The sequence below is a fragment of the Ruegeria sp. ANG10 genome (assembly GCF_040705255.1).
GTDB lineage: Bacteria > Pseudomonadota > Alphaproteobacteria > Rhodobacterales > Rhodobacteraceae > Ruegeria.
On sequence record NZ_JBFCVU010000006.1, the window covers coordinates 185,651 to 205,958 of the forward strand.

Here is a 20,308-nt window from a genome sequence, read left to right on the forward strand (position 1 = left end):
GCCACAGGCAGTGTCCAGAGGCTTTTTCAGATTTTTTTAGTGTGGGCGCGATTGCTCGGTTTGACCTTCGGATCCATCCGTATCCAAGTCCTCTTCCCGCTGCGACGGAACCGCATATGAGCCGTTCAACCACTTGGCCAGATCAATGTCAGCACAGCGTTTTGAACAGAAGGGGCGGAACTTGGTTAACGTGTCTTCACCACAGATCGGGCAGCTCATTTCAACACCTCCGTCAGTGGAATACGGCCGCGTTTGCGTTGCAGTTCGTAGTGGCCCAGTGGGGTCCAACCCGCCAGGGTGGTTTCAATTCCATCTGCCTTGAACGCCGCGCGCAGGGTTGATTCAAAACCGCGCCGGTCCTTCTTAGGCATTGGGGCAAGGTCCAAGGTGATTTGCCCGCCCAGACCCCGCACGCGCAACGCACGCGCCAACACCTTGGCGCAGGCGAAGTTCGCCTTGGTTCCGGCAGCCATAGAGGTGTCGGATCCTGTATTCACATCCACCGCAACCAGCGCGCGTGTGGGCTGAATATACAAGTACCCTCCGCCTGGAAGCGGTTCGGAAATACCGCGCACGTCATCCAACGCATCCAACACGCCCTGCGCCTCAAAGCTTCCGTCCTGCGTCACCACTTCGGCCGGGTCAGTCCAGTCGCGCCAGGCCAGAACGTGAGGGCCATCGCCCTCCAACAACAGCTCGGGTTCGGTTCCCGGATCATTCAAAACCTGATCGGCATGGGCCAACATGGCGTTGATGTCCTCGGCGATCTCGCCCGCATCTTCGCCCAAACAGCAAGAGCGCAAAATCAGGCCGTAAGTGCTGCCGTCCATGCAGTCATGCGCAATCTCTAGCAGACGGTCGCGTTCGTCCTCGTCGCGGATTGAGCGTGAAATATTCAGACCCGGCGCGTCAGGTGTGACAATCGCATAGCGGCTTTTGAACAGGATGCGATCTGTAACCGGTAGTGCCTTGCCCGGCTCCGCATAGCCAGTGATCTGCACCAGCATCAGGGCGCCCGGCGCCAATCCTTTCACCTGCCGCAAGAAGGCCGGACCGTCGGGGGTTGTCAGGAACATGCCGCCCTGCCCTTTGACGGGGCGGTCGGCACGGGCGCGGTAGATCGTGCCCGGTGCGGGGGCATCCCCTGCGATCAGGAAATCATCCAGCTTGCCATCCACCATCAAGGCGGCAGCTTCGCGGTTGTCGATATGATCTAGCACGATGGTGCGGCCCTTCATGACACCTCACGATACAAGGGATAGCCGATGCCCTGCAAAAGGGCGGCAGTTTCAGACAGGGGTAGGCCCACGATGCCGGTGAACGAACCTGAAATCCAGGGAATGAACGCCCCGGCCGGACCTTGAATGGCGTAAGCACCTGCTTTGCCCTGCCAGTCTCCAGTTGCCAGATAGGCATTGATCTCGACGTCCGACAGGCGCTTGACCTTGACCTGCGAGACCACATCACGTTGCAATACGCGATCCCCACGCCGCACAGCGACCGAAGTGATCACGCGATGCCGCCGACCGGACAGCGCATGTAGGAATTCGGCCGCCTGCCCCGTATCTTCGGGCTTGCCCAGAATGCGGCGGCCAAGCGCGACGGTCGTATCCGCACATAGGGTGACATCATCAATATCCGCCTGAACTGCCTGCACTTTTGCCCGCGTGATGCGGTTGCAATAAGGCACCGGCAATTCGGCTTTAAAAGGCGTCTCGTCTATGTCGGGGGCGCGAATTGCATCAGGCTGCACGCCAAGCTGGGCCAGCAGGTCCAGCCGCCTTGGGCTGCCCGATCCTAAGATAAACGCCATTGCGGCAGGCGTTACTTGAAGCGGTAGTTGATCCGACCCTTGGTCAGATCATAGGGGGTCATCTCGACCTGAACCTTGTCGCCGGCCAGAACACGGATGCGGTTCTTGCGCATCTTGCCTGCCGTATGTGCGATGATCTCATGGCCGTTTTCCAGCTCGACCCGAAACGTCGCATTAGGCAGGAGTTCCTTCACGACACCGGGAAATTCGAGCGTATCTTCCTTGGCCATGTTGTCTCCATCATTACGTTGCACCCGCAGAATCTACGGGGATGTGCGCTTAAATGAGCCCATTTTGGGCTTATTTCAAGGCCAGAATCACCTAAAGGCGCGATAATGTGACGGAATCGACTCTGAGCGACTGCTCCTCCCAATGAGTGCGGTTCAGAACGTGCCCATCAGCGCGAACTTCGGCAATTGCTGAAAGGTCGATATCCGCATAGGTCCAGCCCGGTTGGTTCAAAGCACCTTCGGCCAGCACCCCGGTAGCAGGAAACCCCTTGTCGGGCGGGCCGAAAATGCCGCCGGTGCCGGTGTTCCTGTCCACGGCCTCGGACCACTCATTATCCCCGACCAGAGACGCCATCACCGTAACGCATTGATTTTCCAGCGCCCGTGACATCGCGCCGATCCGAACCCGCCAATAGCCTGCCAACGCCTCGGTACATGAGGGGACCAGGATCAGATCGGCCTCTCTCAGCGCACGGCCCAGTAGGGGAAATTCGCTGTCATAGCAGATCAGTACGCCGATCTTACCCAGCGCGGTATTGAAAAGCTTCAGCGGCCCGCCCGGTGCGATATCCCAGTCTTCGCGCTCGAACCGGGTCATGATCTGCTTGTCCTGATGATCCTGCCCACCATCAGGCGCATAGAATGCTGCACGGTTCACCGGTCGGCCCGGCCCATCCACGACGGGGGCCGACGCGCCCAATATGTAGGTCTTGTATTCCTGTGCAAGGCGCTGATGCAGGGCCTGCGCCGCCTCCATCCGATCAGACACTGCGTGGATCGAGCGTTCCAGATCACCCGCCACCTCAACCCCGTCCAGCGTCGACAGTTCCATCGCGCCGTATTCAGGGAACACCAACAACTCGGCACCCTGCCCCGCGGCCTGGGACACCCAGCGGTCCAGCTTGTCTTCGTACTGTGCCCAGCTGTCGAGCCAATCGAGGTTATAGGCGGCAGTTGCGACTTTCATTTCTGGTTCCTCAGACCTGATTAGGCGAGACATTAATTGAGGGTGACTCAATCTGTACAGACGCTTTGTTCGCCTCTGCCTTCATCGACGGGAAAGTGAATTGGCAGGTGACCCCGGAAATGGTTCTATAAGCGCAGGAGGATGGCCATGCAAAACCCGGAAAGCTTCGAAAAGTTCTACTATGCTAAGGTGGGCATGGGCGAAGCCTGCGGCTGTGCAGAACGCGTGATTGACGTGTTCGAATTCAATCGGCAGGGCGGCGCGCAAGAAAAAAAAGCGATGAAATCGGAAAAGCGCCGCAACCGAAGCTTCAGAGGATGGGCCGTTAAATACGGTTTACTCAGCCGTAAACGTTAAGCTTGAAGCGCAGCGGTGAGTTACGACTACAAATCCCGCATCCAAAACTGCAACGGCTTCAGCGTCTCACCTTCCTCGCCGATATCCTTCCACGAGAATTGTGCGATCACACCCGGCAGCGGCTCGTATCCGCGGGCGCGCCAGAAGGCGTCCAGCGGTCGGTAATTGTCGGGTCGCATTGGGTGATCCACCGAGCGCTGAACGCCGCAGAAGGCGCATTTGCTGAAACCCAACGCGCGGGCATGCTCCTCACGCAGATCGAAAAACTTATGGCCAACGCCCTGACCTCGATAGCCGGACAGCAAAACGGATTCCGCGCAGTAGAAAATTTGTGACAGATCCAGACCGGTGCCCTCAAACGCCGCCGCGAAATCGTCCGCGTGGTCGGTCAGAGGTGCCCCGGTTGACGCGCCAATCAAATGATCGCCGTCAAAAGCGCCGACGACAAATGCTTTGTCGCTGTCACGGTAAGATTGCAGGTATTTCCGCTCGTATTCCAGATCACCATCATAAAGGTAGGGCCACGCCCGAAACACTTCGATCCTCAAACGCGCGACATCATCCAGAGCAGCCTCCAGCGCCGCTCCGGTCAAGGGGCGGACGGCGGTGACCTCAGCCACCGGACACCTGTTTGGTCCAGTCTGCGAGATTGTAGAAGGTGGTGACGCGAGTAATCTTGCCGTCGTTGAGGTCAAAGAACGACCCCGCAGGCAGGCGATAGGTCTGGCCATGGGCGTCGGGCAGGCCCGCATCGGTTTCCAGATAGGTGCCGTTCACGATAAACTCGGCCGCCGCACGAGTGCCGCCTTTGGCCTCAAACACCACGATATCGGTCAGGTTCTCGCGATAGCAACGGTTCATGTGATCGCAAAAGGCCGCGAATTTCTCTTTGCCGACACGAATTTGGCCCTCGTTCACGTGATGGGCCACATCGTCTGATAAGCAGGCCAACATGCCCTCTACATCGCCGGCGTTGAAGGCATCGAAATAGGTTTGGACGGTCTGGTTCATGGTCACTCCGTTGGTTCGCCCCAGCGGTCTTTCAGATGCTTGATGATCTGATCGCGGGTCTGTCGGTAGTGATGTAGCTTTTGTTCGCGATTCTCGCCCAGTCCGGTAGGGTCCATTATTGGCCAATAATCGACATCCAGATGAAAAACTCGGGTAAGTTCCAACGCCTGACGCTGACTGGCGGGCGACAAAGCCACGACCAGGTCGAATGAACTAAGATCGTCGCCCCATTCCTGCATCTCATCAAAGGACCGCGAGCGATGCCGGGACAGCTCGACGCCGATCTCGTGACAAACCGAAATGCAAAACCCGTCAATCTCAAGGTCATTATGGACGCCAGCAGACTGTACATAGGTGCCGGTACCATAGAATTTCTTCATGATACCTTCGGCCATCGGAGACCGGACCGAGTTGTGGTCGCAACAAAACAGGACCGACTGCGGCAGAGGCTTCACGCGTCAGCCCCCAAAATGCAACACGCAAATCAGCGTGAACAGACGACGGGCTGTGTCGGTGTCAATATCCGCCTTTCCTTCCAGACGCTCCTGCAACACGCGGCTGCCTTCGTTGTGAATTCCGCGCCGGGCCATATCAATGGTTTCGATCTGGCTGGGCGGCAGGTTCTTGACCGCGTTGAAATAGCTTTCACAGATTTGAAAATAGTCTTTGACCACCTGCTTGAACGGGCCTAGCGAAAGATGGAACTCGGCGGCTTTTTCCTCGGCCTCGGTGGCAATGTCAAAGACCAGACGTTTTTCACGGATCGACAGTTGTACATGATACGGCCCGTCTGGTGCCGTGCGCCCATCCCGTTGCGGAAGGGTAAAACTGTTGTCTTCCAGCAGATCATAGATGGCGACCTTGCGCTCTTGCTCGATCTCGGGGGTCGGCGGCGGCAGGTTTCGATCATCCAGTTCGATATGTGAAATGCGGGTCATGTCGCGTGTGGTCCGTTCAGTTCAGCACAGACCTATAGCAATGGTTTTCATTGAGCAACGCACAGAAACGCCATGTGCCATGGGTCTTTGCGTCAATTCAGCCCGTTGAGGCGGGCCGTCACCGACAGACCGTGCGCCTCAAGGCTTTCGGATTGCGCCAGTTGTTCTGCCGCAGGGCCAATGGCGCGCAGCGCGTCGGGCGTCATCTGGCTGAGCGTGGTACGTTTTAGAAAATCCATCACGCTGAGACCGGATGAGAACCTGGCTGAACGCGCGGTGGGTAGCACGTGATTTGGACCGCCAACATAATCGCCAATGGCCTCGGGCGTGTATTGGCCCAGGAAAATCGCACCCGCATGGATGGTTTTGTCACTCAGCGCGACCGGATCGGCGACGCACAGCTCCAGATGCTCGGGCGCAATGCGATTGGACAGGGCGGCGGCCTCATCCAAATCGCGCACGGTGATAATGGCCCCAAAATCGCGCCAGCTGGCCCCGGCGATGGCGCGGCGTTGCAAGGTTTCAAGCCGCTTTTCAACCGCTTGCGCCACAGCCTGCCCAAAGGCGGCATCATCGGTGACAAGGATCGACTGGGCGCTTTCGTCATGTTCGGCCTGGCTGAGCAGATCCAACGCGATCCAATCGGGGTCATTGTCCTTGTCCGCGATCACGAGGATTTCGGACGGACCGGCAATCATGTCGATCCCGACCTTGCCGAACACCCGACGCTTGGCCGCCGCGACAAAGGCATTGCCGGGCCCGGTGATCTTGTCCACCGGCGCGATGGATGCGGTGCCATAGGCCAGCGCTGCAATCGCTTGCGCACCACCGATGCGATATATTTCATCCACGCCGGAAAGCCGCGCGGCCTGCAGGACCAACGGGTTCACCTGCCCGTCCGGCGTTGGCACCGTAATGGCCAATCGCTGGACCCCTGCAACCTTGGCCGGAATTGCATTCATCAGAACTGACGAGGGGTACGAGGCCAACCCGCCCGGCACATAAAGCCCCGCGGCCGACACGGCCGACCAGCGCCAGCCCAGTGTCGCCCCGGCTTCGTCGGTCCATTGATGATCCTCGGGCATCTGTTTTTCGTGATAGGCGCGGATGCGCTTGGCGGCCAGTTCCAGCGCGGTGCGGTCCGCATCCGAAACCTGCGCAACCGCGGTGTCGATCTCTTCGGCAGAAAAGGCCAACGTACCGGGCGTCAGCTCAAGCCGGTCGAACTTGGCGGTCAACTCGATCACAGCCGCGTCGCCACGACTGCGCACATCATCGATGATTTGCGCCACGGTGGCATCCACATCCGGGCTGTCCTCGCGCTTGGCCGACAACAGCGCCTGAAAGGCGGTTTCGAATTCAGACGTCGTGGTATCAAGGAAAACGGGCATGATTAGGCACTCCGGGGCGTTTGATGGGGACATATCGCCGGGATGAGTTGGCCTCAACCCTTAGTCCTTGGGGTGCAGCGATTTGCGCATCGCGAAACAGGACACGTCGCCACGCGCACCACATTGCCCAGTGGCCTGCCAGCCGTGCCGCCGGTAAAAGTCCTGCGCGGTTTTTGTCGCCTCTAATCTGGCATCGAATTGACCCGAGGCAATCAGGTCTTTCTCAAGCCGGTGCAACAAGGCCGTCCCGATGCCGTGACCCGTGTAATCCGGGTCGATGTACAGCAGCGTGATTTCATCGTCGTGCAAACCGCCCACGGCGGCAACCTGCCCTGCATGCTCGGCCAGCCAGATGTGCGCTCCTGCTACGATCCAGCCACGGATTGATGCAGGGTCCTTATTTGCGGTCCAATATGCGATGGCCTGCCGGTCACCTTGATGATCCGCGACACAAAGCTGGGTGATCGATCGGGTCAGCACCCGGCTCAGATCAAACACATCAAAAACGGTTGCGCGGCGCAGGGATACTCCAGCCGGAATCTGCGAGAATGCCTGTGAAATGCCGCGCTTGTTCTGCATCTATTCGGGGTGATGCGGTACCTGACCCGAAGGGGCCTTGTACGGCCGCGTCACATCCTTGAGCGTGGCGTCAAGTGCTTCAACCTTCAGCCGGATGGCACCATCCCCTGCCAGCGTCAGCAAAACCTGACCGGCCCCGTCTTCACCTGCCTCAAAATCAATCGACAGCAGGGACATCACCATGTCCTTGTCGCTGCGATCGATGCCCTGGCTGGCCACTGACAGCACCGAATTAAACACCAGAACCGCCTGAACCCGCTCAAACGGACGATCGCGGCGGGTGGCGGCATCCTTATCCTCCCACCGAAAACGGTTCAACAGCAGGCCGAACCGGCGCTGCGAGGGCTGCCATGTCATCTCGGTTACCGGGAATACCGCGTCCTGCGCCAGGGTCGAGATGACCTGCAGATCCTCTGCATCCTCGGCACCCAGATTCAGAGGGGCCTCGCGCCCGTCGTGGAAACTTGCGTCTGTCATTGACCCTTGATCCGTTCTATTTTTGCACCCACGCCTTCCAGCTTGCGCACCACATGCTCATATCCGCGGTCCAGATGATAGACCCGGCTGACCGTGGTCTCGCCTTCTGCTGCCAGACCCGCCAGAATCAACGAGACCGAGGCCCGCAGATCCGTTGCCATCACCGGCGCGCCTTTCAGCTGGTCCACACCTGTAACCGTAGCCGTGCCGCCATGAACTTCGATATTTGCCCCCATGCGCACCAGTTCAGGGGCGTGCATAAAGCGATTCTCGAAGATACGTTCTTCCAATACCGCGGTGCCTTCGGCCGTACACATCAACGCCATCATCTGCGCCTGCAGGTCGGTCGGGAACCCCGGAAAAGGCTCGGTCACCACATCCACCGATGTCACGCGCCCGTTCTTGCGCGCCACTTTCAAACCCTTTTCGGTCTGCGTGACGCTGACACCCGCCGCGTCCAGCTTGGCAGCAAAGGAATCAACCAGCGACATGCGGCCGCCCAGCAACTCTACCTCACCACCGCAAATGGCCGGGGCCAGCATATAGGTGCCCAGTTCAATCCGGTCGGTCACAACCTGGTGGGTCGCACCATGCAAGCGATCAACGCCCTGAATCTCGATGGTCGAGGTCCCCTCGCCCGAGATTTGCGCGCCCATCTTACGCAGGCACTCAACCAGGTCGACGATCTCAGGCTCGCGCGCGGCATTCTTCAGAACCGTGGTGCCCTTGGCCAAGGTGGCCGCCATGACGATGTTTTCGGTCGCACCCACGGATGCAAAGCGCATCTCATGCACCGCGCCTTTCAACCCGCCGGATGCTTTGGCGTGCAGATAGCCGTCCTTCAGCTCGATCTCAGCGCCCAGCGCCTCAAGCCCCTCAACGTGCAGGTCCATGGGTCGCGCGCCAATCGCACAACCGCCAGGCAGCGAAACCACCGCCTGCCCCAACCGCGCCAGCATCGGACCCAACACCAAATTGGACGCACGCATCTTGCGCACGATTTCATAATCCGCAGTGTGGCTGGTCAGATCATGGCTCGACATCGCGATCACCTGCCCGCCCTGCAGCGACGACACCTCAGCCCCCAAAGACTGCAGCAATTGCGTCATGGTCTTGATGTCGCTCAGCCGCGGCGCATTGGTCAGCGTCAGCGGTTCTTCGCTCAGCAAGGTTGCGGGCATCAGCGTCAAACACGCGTTCTTGGCCCCCGCAATCGGTATTTGACCGTTTAGCGGTCCATTGCCTGTCACCAGAATCGAATCCATCTGCTCTTATCCCTCGTCCTTTTCGGCATCGTTATCCGAGCTTGCGCGCGCCTTGGCCTGCGCCTTGCGCCGCGCCATATTCGCCTTTAGCGCCGCCTTCAGCCGCTCTTCCCGAGCGTCCGCGGATTTGCCATGTTTTTTGGGTGTATTTCTATCTGCCATAATCTTTCTCTACAGGAGGTGAAAAAAACCGTCCAGAGACCCTTGCGCCCTGTTTCGTTTGCGTCTAATCACCCGCCCACAGCGCTGCTGTAGCTCAGAGGTAGAGCACTCCCTTGGTAAGGGAGAGGTCGAGAGTTCAATTCTCTCCAGCAGCACCATCCAAACATCCTTGTTTTTTGATTGTCCCGGTATCAAGGGGCGCAACGCAGCCCTGTCTGCTTTTACCGGTTGGAAATTCCGGATCACGGGCCGGGTTGTCGCAACCTATCCGCGGCAATACGGGGGCACAAAACCTCAGTCAGACATTGACCAGTACCCTCAGCCCCCGCGGAAAACCTGAAACAACCGTCGGGCTGGTCATTTGTCCGACGGATCGCTTTCAGCATAATCCCGCAGACGCTCGATATCAGAGATTACGGCGTGGTTGCGGTTGATTTGCACACCAACCGTTTTTAACCGCGAAAACGCCCGACTAAGGCTTTCCGGTTTCATCCCCAGACGCCCGGCGATCAGCATCTTATCATATGGTAACTCTACATCGCAGCCATCGGGTTTGGCGTCACACAGGTTCAGAAGAAACTCTGCCACCCGCTGCGCGCCCGTCTGCGCCTTGAGCTGCTCCAGCTGTGCCACCAGCGAATGCAGGTGCGTGAACGTGGACGCCAGAATGGAAACACCGATCTCGGGGTCTTCTTTCATCAACGACAGCAGCAACGGACTGGGGATATGCATCACCTCGCAGGCCGACACGGCCTCGGCAGAAACGGGGTAAGGGACATTTCGCAGCGCGACCGCCTCGCCAAAACTTTCGCCGCGGGTAAAGACGCTGACCACTGCCTCGGCCCCGGTTGGGGACATGCGGAACAACTTGACCCAACCGGCTAGAACTACGTGGACGGCCTTGGCCTCTTCTTCCTGTAGAAAGATCGTTTCGCCTCGATCATAACTGCGCCATATTGCGTGGCTCAGCAGTGTATCGACATGCTGGTCCGGCAAACTCTTGAGCAAAAGCGATTGCCGCGCGATCGCTTTTTGTGCTTCGTGTGCCACGGAGTTTCCCCTTTTCCCTAGTCGATCGTCCGACCGGTACGTCCTTCTTTGCAAGGCTATGCCAAAGCTCTGCCCGGCGCGCCAGCCTTTTCCTGCTTCAACTTGACTATTGTCATGTTGCAAGCGTCGTCATGCGCATAAATTCGGCTCAAAGCCAGCAATCCGGGGAGCCAGTATAATGGACTACGAGCGATTTTTCACCCAGAGCCTGGAAGATCTGCGGGACGAAGGAAACTATCGTGTTTTTATCGACCTGCAACGCCGCTGCGGGTCATTCCCAAATGCGCGTCAAACCGACGGGGCGGTGCAGCGCGATGTGCGTATCTGGTGTTCGAACGACTATCTGGGCATGGGTCAGCACCCAAAAGTGACCGAGGCCATGCATGACGCGCTGGAACGGTGTGGTGCAGGTGCTGGCGGCACCCGGAACATCTCGGGCACCACGCACGATCATGTCCTGCTTGAGGCCGAACTGGCCGATCTGCACCGTAAAGAGGCAGCGCTTCTGTTCACCTCTGGCTATGTTTCGAACTGGGCGGCCCTTGGCACCCTTGCTGCGAAAATCCCTGGCCTTATCGTTTTCTCGGACGCACTGAACCATGCCTCGATGATCGAAGGCATCCGTCATTCGCGCGCGCAAAAGGTAATCTGGAAGCACAACGACCTTGAAGACCTTGAGGCGAAGCTGGCTGCTGCCGATCCTGACGCCCCCAAGATGATCGCCTTTGAATCCGTCTATTCGATGGACGGAGATATCGCGCCTATCCAAGAGATTTGCGATCTGGCCGACAAATACGGCGCGATGACCTATCTGGATGAGGTTCACGCCGTCGGCCTCTATGGCCCGCGCGGCGGCGGCATTGCCGAACGCGAAGGTCTGATGGATCGACTGACCGTGATCGAGGGCACGCTGGGCAAAGCCTTTGGTGTGGTTGGTGGCTATATCGCGGCCTCAACCGCGCTGTGTGATTTCGTGCGCAGCTTTGCCAGCGGGTTTATCTTTACCACCGCTCTGCCCCCATCGATTGCGGCGGGCGCTGCGGCCTCGATCCGACACCTGAAACAGTCAAACGCCGAACGCGATCTGCAAAAGACACGCGTGGCGCAGGTGCGTGCCCGTTTGGATGCCGAAGGCATTCCGCATTTGCCCAATCCCAGCCACATCATCCCGGTGATGGTGGGTGATCCGGTGAAATGCAAATTCATCTCGGACACGTTGCTTGAGGAATTCGGCATTTACATCCAGCCGATTAATTACCCTACCGTCCCCAAAGGGACCGAGCGCCTGCGGATCACCCCGTCTCCGGTGCATACGGACGAAGATATCGAACATCTAGTCGGCGCGCTGTCGACCCTGTGGCAACGGTGTCAGATTGCGCGGATGCCGATGGCCGCCCAATAAACAAAGCGCTCCTTGCTTGAAAAACTGCCGCCCAGATCGGGCGGCTTTTTTCTGCTTCAAATTAGATAAAGGGCAAAGATCAGCACCGAAAACCCGGTTAGAACCGTGGTGAATCCGCGCAACCAGGCTGGGCTGTTAGCAAGGTCCAGATACTGCGCAAGGATTACCCGCGTCTTGATCAGCGCAAGCAACAGAATGCCCCCACCCATGACCGCAGCCGGCACCGGCAACAAGGTCAGTACCGCTGAGCCGACGCTTAGACCCAAAAGGGCAAGCCAGGCCCGTGTCAGAGTGTTGCCCCCCATCGCCCTCATCCCAACAGGTAGATCACTGGAAACAGCATGATCCAAACCAGATCGACCATGTGCCAGAACTGCGCGCCCGCCTCAATATTGCGTGCGGCATCCCGCCAAGACACCAAAAGCAGAATTCCGACCCCGGCCAGAACATGGGCCGCGTGAAAACCGGTCAGAAGGTAGTAGAATAGGAAGAAGGGATGCGTTTCATAATTGATCCCCTGCGCCGCTTTATCCGTGTATTCCATGCCTTTGATGATCAGGAAAACAACGCCCAGAAGGGCCGCGCCAATCAAAGCCATGCGCGCCATTGCCCGCCGCGCGACCAGTCGCCAGTGCAGCGCCTTTGCGGCCAGATACCCCGACGTGACCAGAACCGCTGTGTTAAACGCCGCTCCCGTGCGGTGTAGATGTGACTGCGCCTCGGCAAAACCCGCCGGGTCGGTCAGACGCACACCCATAAAGGCGATCATCCCGGCGCCGAACACCAGCAGTTCCGAGACGATCAGAACCCACATCAGCAACTCGCCCGGAAGTTCGTCGATCAGAGAAGCATCGCTCATGCGCCGACCAGTTGGCGATAGATTTGCGGCAGGGCCATCGTCAGGCGATGTGGGTCGGAGATAACAGCGAAACCACCCTGCCCGAACATGCGCGGGAACCAACTTTTGCCGGTTCTGTCGATGGTGACACCAAAGACCGATTGCCCAGCGCGACGCGCTTCGCGGACGGCCATACACGTATCTTCGATGCCGTGGCGACCCTCATAGTGATCCAGGTCGTTCGGCTTGCCATCGGTGATCACCAGCAGCAGCCGGCGCTTGCGCGATTGATCCGCCAGATCGGCCGAGCAATGCCGGATTGCCGCCCCAAGCCGTGTGTAATGCCCTGGGCGCAGTGACGCGATGCGTTGTTCGACCGTTCCGCCCATTGGTTCATCAAAACGTTTGCAGCGCTGCACATAGACGCGCTGGCGTTTCAGCGAACTGAAGGCGTGGATCGCAAAGTCATCCCCACAAGCATTCAACCCCCAGGCCAACGCGGCCAGTGCCTCGCGTTCGATATCGATCACGGCGCGGCCTGTGACGGCGCTTTCGGTGGATCGACTAACATCCAGCAGGATCGACACCGCCAGATCGCGGGCCTCGGGGCGGGATTGCTGCCAGACACGCTCGTTGCCTTCGCCACAAGCCCGACGTTCAGTCTCGGCACGCACGGCGGCTTCGATATCCAACTGGTCGCCGTCCAGATGGCCGCGCGTCATCACCCGACCGGGGCGCAACGCCTCGAACTGGCGTTTGACGGCACGGATGCGGCGGGCGGTGGCGGGATCTTTGCCAAACTCAGCCGCGGCTTCGCGGATATCGGCATCCGACAGTAAAACATTCACGTGGTCCGGCAGATACTGCCCGGTCCGCACGTCCCATTCGGGGTATAGGATACGACCCGACAGTCGCTCTCGGTTCACATCTTCGGGTGCCAGATCGAGATGCAGTTTCAGCTTGGTGGGCGGTGCTTTGGATATCTGACCCAACCCGATCTCTTCCTGATCGTCTGCGGCCTTTTTTGCATTGTCGGGATCGTCATCATCGACCCTGCGGTTCAGGTTCAGAAACTCAGCCCAGCTGAGGATCGCCTCAAATTTGTGCAAGATCAGGCTGTCTTTCCGTTCGGCCTGATCAGATTTACGGCGGCGGGCGCGGTGGGTTTTCTCTCCCGATTCCTCGGGCGGGCCTTCGGTATCGGGGTTTTCCACCTCGTTATGTTCAGAAAAGCCAACTGCGCGCAGTTCAGGCCACAGGGGGACTGGCCGGAAACGCTGATACCCGCGCGGGGCGGACAATTCTTCACCCAAAGCAAGCAGCTGTTCCGCCTTGTCAGACAGCAGTGCCGGATCGCCCAGCATGTGCCGGACCAATTCTTCCAGCGCCGCCTCGACCGGGGGCAGGTTTGGGATGTCTCGTTGGTGCAATAGACCCTTGCAAAGCTCAGTGTAGAGCGGGCGCAGACCGGGCGCGTTTTCCAACGTGGCCTCGACCATCGACCGCGCTGCTTTTAGCGCGCGCAAATCGGCCCGCAGGGGATCTTCTTCGTCAATTCGGGTACCGGCATGGGCCGCTGCTGCGGCCAGCCAGACAAACAGTGCGCCATTGGCCTCGCGCGCCGGGAAAACAGCCAGACGGTCGGGCAGACGCAATATCTCTCCATCGAACGAGGCACGCGGCATCAGCTCGACCTCGGTTCCCAATCGGCGTCGCCAGCTTAGGCGGTGGCGCGATACCTCGGGTGAGACCGGGCGCAATTCAACGCCCGGACTACCCCCAAGCCCCCGAAAGAGGACTGCCAGCCGCCCCGCGACCTCTGAGAGGTCGACCGCGGCTCCAACATGCACCTCAGGTGCATCGAGACGGCTGGCAAGGGTGTGCCACAGTTTCCCGATCGTTTCTTCGGGTTCCCATGGCTCAAAATCGATCTTGACCATCGGCCGGCCTCACCCAAAGACAGCCGTGACAAGATCGAGGAGCCCGCGTTTGATATCCTCGTCATCAGTCAGAGGTTCGATCATTGCGGCAAGAATGGCGCGGTCCGTCGACATACCCTGTGCGATCAGCGTCGCAGCATAAACAACCAGTCGGGTAGAAACGCCTTCCTCAAGATCCTGACCCTTGAGCCCCCGCAGTTTGTTCGCCAACCGGATCAGCGGTTTGCAGCGCTCAAGCGCCAGGCCACTTTCCTGGGCGACAACCTCAGCCTCCATCTCAGGCGACGGAAAGTCGAATTCCAGCGAGATAAACCTTTGCCGGGTCGAAGGTTTCAGGGTTTTCAGGATATTCTGGTAGCCGGGATTGTAGGATGCCACCAGCATGAAGCCGGGCGCGGCCTCAAGCTCTTCGCCGGTGCGGTCGATCGGCAGGATGCGCCGGTCGTCGGTCAGCGGGTGCAGCACGACGGTCACGTCCTTGCGCGCTTCAACCACCTCATCCAGATAACAGATCGCGCCTTCGCGCACCGCGCGGGTCAGCGGGCCATCGACCCAGACGGTTTCGCCACCCTTTAGCAGATAGCGACCGATCAGGTCGGCGGCGGCCAGATCGTCATGGCAGGCCACGGTGTAGAGCGGGCGGCCAAGTTTCGCGGCCATATGGGCCACAAAGCGGGTCTTGCCGCAGCCTGTCGGCCCTTTCAGCAGAACCGGCAGATCGTTGTTAAAGGCGGCGGTGAACACATCGCATTCATCGCCCTGGGGCAGGTAGAAGGGGGCGTTTGCCGCCCCCGTTCCCATTTGTATGGAGCCATCCATTTGCATTACTCCGCAGGGGTTTCGGCTGCGCCGGGTTCAATGACCTCTTTCCGGGGCACCCAGATCGAGTAGACGAACAACAGCGCACCAAGGACCACGACCACACCGGACCCAAAGCGCATCCAGTAGAAGATCGCGATTTGGTCTTGCACGTCCATGAAGTAGTCACCGATCACACGTTGCATATGTGTCTGCACGGTCCCACCGAAGGTCAACACAAAGGTCATGAAGACCATACCGCTGGTCATCAGCCAGAACGAACCCATGTTCAGCACCTGATTATACGGATCGCGGTTTTTCAGGATCGGCATGGCATAGGTGAAGATCGCCAGGTTGAGGCAGACATAGGCGCCGTAAAAGGCCAGGTGACCGTGGGCGGCTGTGATCTGCGTGCCGTGGGTGTAATAGTTCACCCCGTGCAGCGTATGCAGGAAGCCCCAGACACCGGCACCAAAGAAGGCCAGCGTGGCACAGCCCAGCGACCACAACAGCGCGGCCTTGTTGGGGTGGTCCCGGCGACCTTTCCAGACCATGACGAAGGCAAAGGCCATCATCGCGAAGAACGGGATCACCTCAAGGCTCGAGAAGATCGAGCCGATCCACTGCCAGTAGGCCGGTGTCCCGATCCAGTAGTAGTGGTGACCTGTCCCTAGGATACCCGAGAACAGCGCAGCAGCAACGATGACATAAAGCCATTTTTCGACAATCTCACGGTCGACACCGGTTAGCTTCAGCATCAGATAGGCCAGGATCGAGGCCATGATCAGCTCCCACACGCCTTCAACCCACAGGTGAACAACATACCACCAGTATTGCTTGTCCAAGGCCAGGTTTCCGGGGTTGTAGAAAGCAAACAGGAACAGCAGTGCCAGCCCCCACAGACCCAACAGAAGGATGTTGGAAATGGCAGTCTTCTTGCCCTTCAGAACGGTCATCGACACGTTGTAGAGGAAGATCAGGGCCGCCACGACGATGCCCGCTTTGACCCATTTGGGTTGCTCTAGGAATTCGCGCCCCTCTTTGCCCAGCAGCCAATTGCCCTCGAACAGGTTGAAGGTATAGGTCAGCACCACACCCAATGTCCCGACCACAAGAATGATCAGTTGCAGATAGGCCAGTTTGGGTGAGTGGATCTCACGCTCGGCCTCTTCCGGGATCAGGAAATAGGCCGCGCCGAAGAAGCCAAGGATCAACCAGACGATCAGCGCATTGGTGTGCAGCATCCGCACGATGTTGAACGGCAGAAGCTCGCTCAGGAAGTTTGGCGATACATAGATTAGACCGGCCAGCAGGCCGCCCAGAACCTGTATCACGAACAGGGCCATGGCCACCGCAAAGTAGGCGTAGGCGATTTTTTGGGATTCGTATTTCATTGCTCCGTTCCCTTTCTCAGCCAGCCTCGTTGGGCGGCCAGTCCTGAGCGTCGATATTGTCCGTCCAGATCAGGAAGTTGGTCAGATCACGGATTTCTTCGTCGCTGAGGTTGAAATTGGGCATCTGCCGACGACCGGGAATGCCGGTCGGCTGCGCCTCCATCCAGCCCTTGAGGGATTCAAAGGCTGATTCCGGGTCGTCCAGCACACCCCAACGGGTCATCACGTTGCCGACTTCGGGGGCGAAATAGGCCCCTTCACCCAAGATCGTGTGACAGTTGATGCACGCGTGTTTTTCCCAGACGTGTTTGCCCCGGACCACACTCTCATCAAGTTTCGCTGAATTCTCGGAATTCACGATATACCAGTGGGAATGGGCCGACAGGGCCAGAAAGATAAGGATAAAGAACAGTGATCCGCCATAGAATATATTGCGGGCCATGCTCTTGGTCATGACTTCTCGCATTGCGCTCTCCTTTGCGCAGTTTAGCTAGTCTGCTCAAAATGGCGGGCGGGCCTTGGGGGTTCCTTAACGAAAGTCAAGACTGGGGGAAGTAAATGAAAATCATCCCTCCCGGCGCGCGCGGGGCCCTGTCAGCGCAGGCCACATGGCGATCAGGTAAAGCGCAAAGGCGCAGACCCACAGGCCGTCTGACAACAGCATCGCAACCATGTAGCCCGCATTCAGTTCGGCACCGATCCAGCGCGATAGGGCAGCAACCGCCATCAGACCATAGGCCACAACCATCGGCGCGGGCGCTATCAACGCCCGGCCACTGTGGCCCAACGCGGCGCGGCTCATGACCGCCAGGGTCATGCCGCCCACACACCCAATGCCCAATACATGCAAGGCGGCGATTTCATTGCCCAATCCCAGCACGGCCAGCCCCCACAGGATCAACCCCACCGCCAACATGCCTAGACCCAAATGCAGCGCCAGAAGAATAGGCTGCCGTGCCGCCCAGCGGCTGCGCCAGCGGGTCATGCGCAGAATCTGAACCAGCCCAAGAGCAAGCGCCCCAACCCCGGCCACCCGTCCTGCACCCAGCACCAGAACGCCCAGCGGCAGGATCAGGGCTAGGACCATACCCGTCTTGTCGAACAAGGCGACCGAAACCGGCCAGTCCGCCTCTGGGACCCCGGCACGTTTCATGGAATTGCGGGTAAACGCCGGAGTGATCCGACCACCCAAAATGGCGATCATCGCACACAAAGCCAGCAATCCCGCGCGCAGCCCGGTTTGCAGGGTGCCTTCGGTGATTCCCATCCATTGCAGATGCGTCATCAAATCCGCGACCCAGATCAGGCTCAGCAACAGCAGGAAGATCATGTTCTGCGGTTTGGGACGGCGGATCAGCTGCGTGGCTATTTTGGCCGCCAGAACTGGCACAAAGGCCAGATCAACCACCGCGACCAGGACTGGCGGCAATACCCCTGAAAACCACATCGCCATCCGACCGGCCAACCACAGCCCGGCAGCCAGAGTGATAAAATGCGCCCGCGCCTCGGGGGCGCCGGTCCAGTTCGGCACTGCGGTCAGAAAGAACCCGCCCAGCGCGGCCGTCGCATAGCCGAATATCATCTCATGCGCGTGCCACATCGGCGGCGTCATACCGTAATCCGGCGCCATGTAAGGCACTATCAGCCACAGCCCCCAGACCACACCGACAAACAGGCCGTAGAGACCGGCAGACAGAAAGAAAACACGAAATCCTTCACCGAGAATGCGGGTGATGATTGTGGGCATGGCTGCTCTCCTCAACCGTTTTTTTCAGCCCTAGCAGCCCACCCGCGCAGCGGACTTAACAAAAATCAATCCTCACGGAAAACATGCCTCTAAAACACAGATTATTTGACGGTTTTTTCGCCATTTTTTCCTACCGAACCCTTGAAATGGGCCCCTGGCGTTGACTTTCGTCAAGGAGCCGTCGGGCGCGATGTCTCACCCTTGGGCCTGCCTCACCACGCAAATGGAGAGTGATCATGTCACTTGGAATCAGCTACAACAAAACTGGCCGCGCCTTTGGGGTCGGTTTGGCGATGCTGCTGGGCAGCGTCGCTGCGCCAGCCTTCGCCGAAGAGCCAACTCTTAGCGAGGAAGCCTTTGAATCCTCCAAACAACTTTATTTCGAGCAATGCGCAGGCTGTCACGGCGTTCTGCGAAAAGGTGCCACCGGTAAAAGTCTTGAACCGATGGTCGAAACCAAAAACGACGATGGCACCGTAACCGAATCCGGCACCCTGAAACTGGGTCAGGAACGGCTTGAAAAGATCATCGCCTGGGGTACCGAAGGCGGTATGAACAACTTCTCGGACATCATGACCGAGCAGGAAATCAAGGACATGGCGACATACATCATGATGGAGCCGCCAAAGCCGCCTGAAATGTCGCTTGAACAGATGATGGCGACCCGCAAGGTCTATGTCGAAGAAGCCGATTATCCGACCGAGCCTTTGCATGGCCGCAACTGGGAAAACTTCTTTGTCGTCATCGAACGCGATGTGGGCAAGGTGGCGGTGATCGACGGCGACACCAAAGAGGTTCTGACACACATCCCGACCGGCTATGCCGTTCACGTTCTGAAAGCATCCGAACACCACGCTCTGGAAGAGCCTGAACAGCCCGGGCGTTTCTGGTACACCATGGGCCGTGACGGCAAGATGACCAAGATCGACCTCTGGCAGACGCCGGACAAGATGTTGGTATCCGAGGTCAAGATTGCCTATGACGCCCGCGACGTTGCTGTTTCTGGCGATGGCAAATACGTCATCGGTGGGGGCTATTGGCCGCCGCATTTCGCAATCGTCGACGCCCAGACCATGGAACCGGTCAAGGTCGTATCAACCCGCGGTGTGAACGTGGACGGGGATTATGTGGAGGAGGCCCGTGTGGCCGCAATCTACACAACTCCGAACGAGCCCACCTGGATCGTTGCTGTGAAGGAGCTGGGGCAGTTGTGGCAGGTCGATTACACCGATCTGGACAACCTGCGGATCGACAAGATCGACAGCGCCAAGTTCCTGCATGACGGGTTCTTTGACCCGACAGGCCGCTATTTCCAGATCGCAGCGAACGCGTCGAACAAGATGGTGGTTGTCGATACCGAAACCCACAAGCTGGAAGCGATGATCGACACAGCCGCGTTGCCGCACCCCGGTCCGGGCGCCAACTGGGTCGACCCAAATTGCGGCCCGGTTGCCGGTACAACTCACCTTGGTGTCGGTACCGTGACCGTCTGGGGTAACGATCCCGAAAACCGCCCGGATGATGCTTGGAAGATCTGCTACGAAGTGGAAACCGACGGCCCCGGACTGTTTGTCCGTACGCACCCGAATTCGGACTACATCTGGGCTGACCAGACTAAGCACCCGGAACCTGAGGTTCAGCAATCGGTTCAGGTCATCTCGAAAGAAACCGGCGAGATCGTGAAAACCATCCAGATCACCGAAGACGAAGGCAGCGCCGCTGTTCACTTTGAATTCAACGCGGATGGCACTGAGGTCTGGGTTTCCAAGTGGAACCTGTCGGACTCGCTGGAACCCAACGGCCAGATCGTGATCTTCGACGCCAAGACGCTGGAAGAGATCGGTCGCATCGACGGGCTTTTCGCTCCGACCGGCAAGTTCAACGTCTACAACCGCTCGAACCACGTCACCTGACGGGTTTGCGACCAACACCAGAAAGGGCGGGCCCCT

25 protein-coding genes and 1 tRNA gene are annotated in these 20,308 nt (G+C 58.7%); 4 read left to right on the plus strand and 22 right to left on the minus strand.

Features of this window, described 5'->3' with window-relative positions; translation table 11 throughout:
• Window positions 1–36: 36 nt before the first annotated feature.
• The 5 genes from yacG to AB1A64_RS14575 form a co-directional block, all read right to left on the minus strand.
• Complete coding sequence (gene yacG, locus AB1A64_RS14555) at window positions 37–219, minus strand: DNA gyrase inhibitor YacG (RefSeq protein WP_366552069.1); 183 nt, start codon at window positions 217–219, stop codon at window positions 37–39.
• Window positions 216–1,238 (minus strand): ribonuclease E/G, encoded by a 1,023-nt coding sequence (locus AB1A64_RS14560; RefSeq protein ID WP_366552070.1) that lies wholly within the window; start codon window positions 1,236–1,238, stop codon window positions 216–218. Before AB1A64_RS14560 ends, yacG begins: the two co-directional genes overlap by 4 nt.
• On the minus strand, window positions 1,235–1,813 hold the full coding sequence (locus AB1A64_RS14565; protein WP_366552071.1) for a Maf family protein: 579 nt from the start codon (window positions 1,811–1,813) through the stop codon (window positions 1,235–1,237). The genes AB1A64_RS14560 and AB1A64_RS14565 overlap by 4 nt, the downstream gene beginning before the upstream one ends.
• A gap of 11 nt (window positions 1,814–1,824) precedes the next feature.
• The gene (gene infA / locus AB1A64_RS14570) at window positions 1,825–2,043 is read right to left on the minus strand and encodes a translation initiation factor IF-1 (RefSeq protein ID WP_005978431.1); all 219 of its coding nucleotides are present in this window, start codon (window positions 2,041–2,043) and stop codon (window positions 1,825–1,827) included.
• A gap of 91 nt (window positions 2,044–2,134) precedes the next feature.
• Complete coding sequence (locus AB1A64_RS14575; protein WP_366552072.1) at window positions 2,135–3,010, minus strand: carbon-nitrogen hydrolase family protein; 876 nt, start codon at window positions 3,008–3,010, stop codon at window positions 2,135–2,137.
• A gap of 147 nt (window positions 3,011–3,157) precedes the next feature.
• Between AB1A64_RS14575 and AB1A64_RS14580 the strand changes: the two genes are divergently transcribed.
• Window positions 3,158–3,367 carry a hypothetical protein gene (locus AB1A64_RS14580; protein ID WP_366552073.1) on the plus strand — a complete coding sequence of 70 codons (210 nt, stop codon included), beginning with the start codon at window positions 3,158–3,160 and terminating at the stop codon, window positions 3,365–3,367.
• 26 nt (window positions 3,368–3,393) lie between these two features.
• On the opposite strand, the gene AB1A64_RS14585 is transcribed toward AB1A64_RS14580, so the two are convergent.
• From AB1A64_RS14585 to AB1A64_RS14625, 9 genes are all read right to left on the minus strand, one after another.
• Window positions 3,394–3,987, minus strand: a complete 594-nt coding sequence (locus tag AB1A64_RS14585; protein ID WP_366552074.1) for a GNAT family N-acetyltransferase — start codon at window positions 3,985–3,987, stop codon at window positions 3,394–3,396.
• Window positions 3,980–4,378: a ketosteroid isomerase-related protein gene (locus AB1A64_RS14590; protein WP_366552075.1), complete on the minus strand. Its 399-nt coding sequence runs from the start codon at window positions 4,376–4,378 to the stop codon at window positions 3,980–3,982. The genes AB1A64_RS14585 and AB1A64_RS14590 overlap by 8 nt, the downstream gene beginning before the upstream one ends.
• A 2-nt stretch (window positions 4,379–4,380) precedes the next feature.
• Entirely contained in the window at window positions 4,381–4,833 is a 453-nt protein-coding gene (locus tag AB1A64_RS14595; protein WP_170350218.1) for a low molecular weight phosphatase family protein, read from the minus strand.
• Between the two features lie 3 nt (window positions 4,834–4,836).
• Window positions 4,837–5,316 (minus strand): UPF0262 family protein, encoded by a 480-nt coding sequence (locus AB1A64_RS14600; RefSeq protein ID WP_170350217.1) that lies wholly within the window; start codon window positions 5,314–5,316, stop codon window positions 4,837–4,839.
• Window positions 5,317–5,408: 92 nt separating this feature from the next.
• Window positions 5,409–6,707 (minus strand): histidinol dehydrogenase, encoded by a 1,299-nt coding sequence (gene hisD / locus AB1A64_RS14605; protein WP_366552076.1) that lies wholly within the window; start codon window positions 6,705–6,707, stop codon window positions 5,409–5,411.
• Between the two features lie 60 nt (window positions 6,708–6,767).
• On the minus strand, window positions 6,768–7,286 hold the full coding sequence (locus AB1A64_RS14610) for a GNAT family N-acetyltransferase (protein WP_366552077.1): 519 nt from the start codon (window positions 7,284–7,286) through the stop codon (window positions 6,768–6,770).
• Entirely contained in the window at window positions 7,287–7,763 is a 477-nt protein-coding gene (locus AB1A64_RS14615; RefSeq protein WP_366552078.1) for a DUF2948 family protein, read from the minus strand.
• A complete protein-coding gene (gene murA, locus AB1A64_RS14620) occupies window positions 7,760–9,028 on the minus strand; it encodes a UDP-N-acetylglucosamine 1-carboxyvinyltransferase (RefSeq protein WP_366552079.1) in 1,269 nt (422 codons plus the stop codon). Before murA ends, AB1A64_RS14615 begins: the two co-directional genes overlap by 4 nt.
• Window positions 9,029–9,034: 6 nt before the next feature.
• The gene (locus AB1A64_RS14625; protein WP_170350212.1) at window positions 9,035–9,190 is read right to left on the minus strand and encodes a hypothetical protein; all 156 of its coding nucleotides are present in this window, start codon (window positions 9,188–9,190) and stop codon (window positions 9,035–9,037) included.
• A gap of 83 nt (window positions 9,191–9,273) precedes the next feature.
• Between AB1A64_RS14625 and AB1A64_RS14630 the strand changes: the two genes are divergently transcribed.
• Window positions 9,274–9,348 (plus strand) — tRNA-Thr (locus AB1A64_RS14630).
• A 199-nt stretch (window positions 9,349–9,547) separates the two neighbouring features.
• Here the strand turns inward: AB1A64_RS14630 and AB1A64_RS14635 are convergent.
• Window positions 9,548–10,240, minus strand: a complete 693-nt coding sequence (locus AB1A64_RS14635) for a Crp/Fnr family transcriptional regulator (protein WP_366552080.1) — start codon at window positions 10,238–10,240, stop codon at window positions 9,548–9,550.
• 178 nt (window positions 10,241–10,418) lie between these two features.
• Here AB1A64_RS14635 and hemA point away from each other — a divergent pair, with 178 nt between their 5' ends.
• The gene (gene hemA / locus AB1A64_RS14640; RefSeq protein WP_366552081.1) at window positions 10,419–11,642 is read left to right on the plus strand and encodes a 5-aminolevulinate synthase; all 1,224 of its coding nucleotides are present in this window, start codon (window positions 10,419–10,421) and stop codon (window positions 11,640–11,642) included.
• 56 nt (window positions 11,643–11,698) lie between these two features.
• Here hemA and AB1A64_RS14645 read toward each other — a convergent pair whose 3' ends face one another.
• The 7 genes from AB1A64_RS14645 to AB1A64_RS14675 form a co-directional block, all read right to left on the minus strand.
• Window positions 11,699–11,947, minus strand: coding sequence for a cytochrome C oxidase subunit IV family protein (locus tag AB1A64_RS14645; RefSeq protein ID WP_366552082.1), 249 nt, complete (start codon window positions 11,945–11,947; stop codon window positions 11,699–11,701).
• Window positions 11,948–11,952: 5 nt separating this feature from the next.
• Window positions 11,953–12,501, minus strand: a complete 549-nt coding sequence (locus AB1A64_RS14650) for a cytochrome c oxidase subunit 3 (RefSeq protein ID WP_366552083.1) — start codon at window positions 12,499–12,501, stop codon at window positions 11,953–11,955.
• Entirely contained in the window at window positions 12,498–14,420 is a 1,923-nt protein-coding gene (locus tag AB1A64_RS14655) for a VWA domain-containing protein (protein ID WP_366552084.1), read from the minus strand. The genes AB1A64_RS14650 and AB1A64_RS14655 overlap by 4 nt, the downstream gene beginning before the upstream one ends.
• A gap of 9 nt (window positions 14,421–14,429) precedes the next feature.
• Entirely contained in the window at window positions 14,430–15,239 is an 810-nt protein-coding gene (locus tag AB1A64_RS14660) for a CbbQ/NirQ/NorQ/GpvN family protein (protein WP_366552085.1), read from the minus strand.
• Window positions 15,240–15,244: 5 nt separating this feature from the next.
• Window positions 15,245–16,612 carry a cbb3-type cytochrome c oxidase subunit I gene (locus AB1A64_RS14665; protein WP_366552086.1) on the minus strand — a complete coding sequence of 456 codons (1,368 nt, stop codon included), beginning with the start codon at window positions 16,610–16,612 and terminating at the stop codon, window positions 15,245–15,247.
• A 16-nt stretch (window positions 16,613–16,628) separates the two neighbouring features.
• The gene (locus AB1A64_RS14670; RefSeq protein WP_170350172.1) at window positions 16,629–17,078 is read right to left on the minus strand and encodes a cytochrome c; all 450 of its coding nucleotides are present in this window, start codon (window positions 17,076–17,078) and stop codon (window positions 16,629–16,631) included.
• Between the two features lie 99 nt (window positions 17,079–17,177).
• Window positions 17,178–18,359, minus strand: coding sequence for an NnrS family protein (locus AB1A64_RS14675; protein ID WP_366552087.1), 1,182 nt, complete (start codon window positions 18,357–18,359; stop codon window positions 17,178–17,180).
• A 236-nt stretch (window positions 18,360–18,595) separates the two neighbouring features.
• On the opposite strand from AB1A64_RS14675, the gene AB1A64_RS14680 reads away from it, so the two are divergent.
• On the plus strand, window positions 18,596–20,272 hold the full coding sequence (locus AB1A64_RS14680) for a cytochrome D1 domain-containing protein (protein WP_058283754.1): 1,677 nt from the start codon (window positions 18,596–18,598) through the stop codon (window positions 20,270–20,272).
• Window positions 20,273–20,308: the final 36 nt, after the last annotated feature.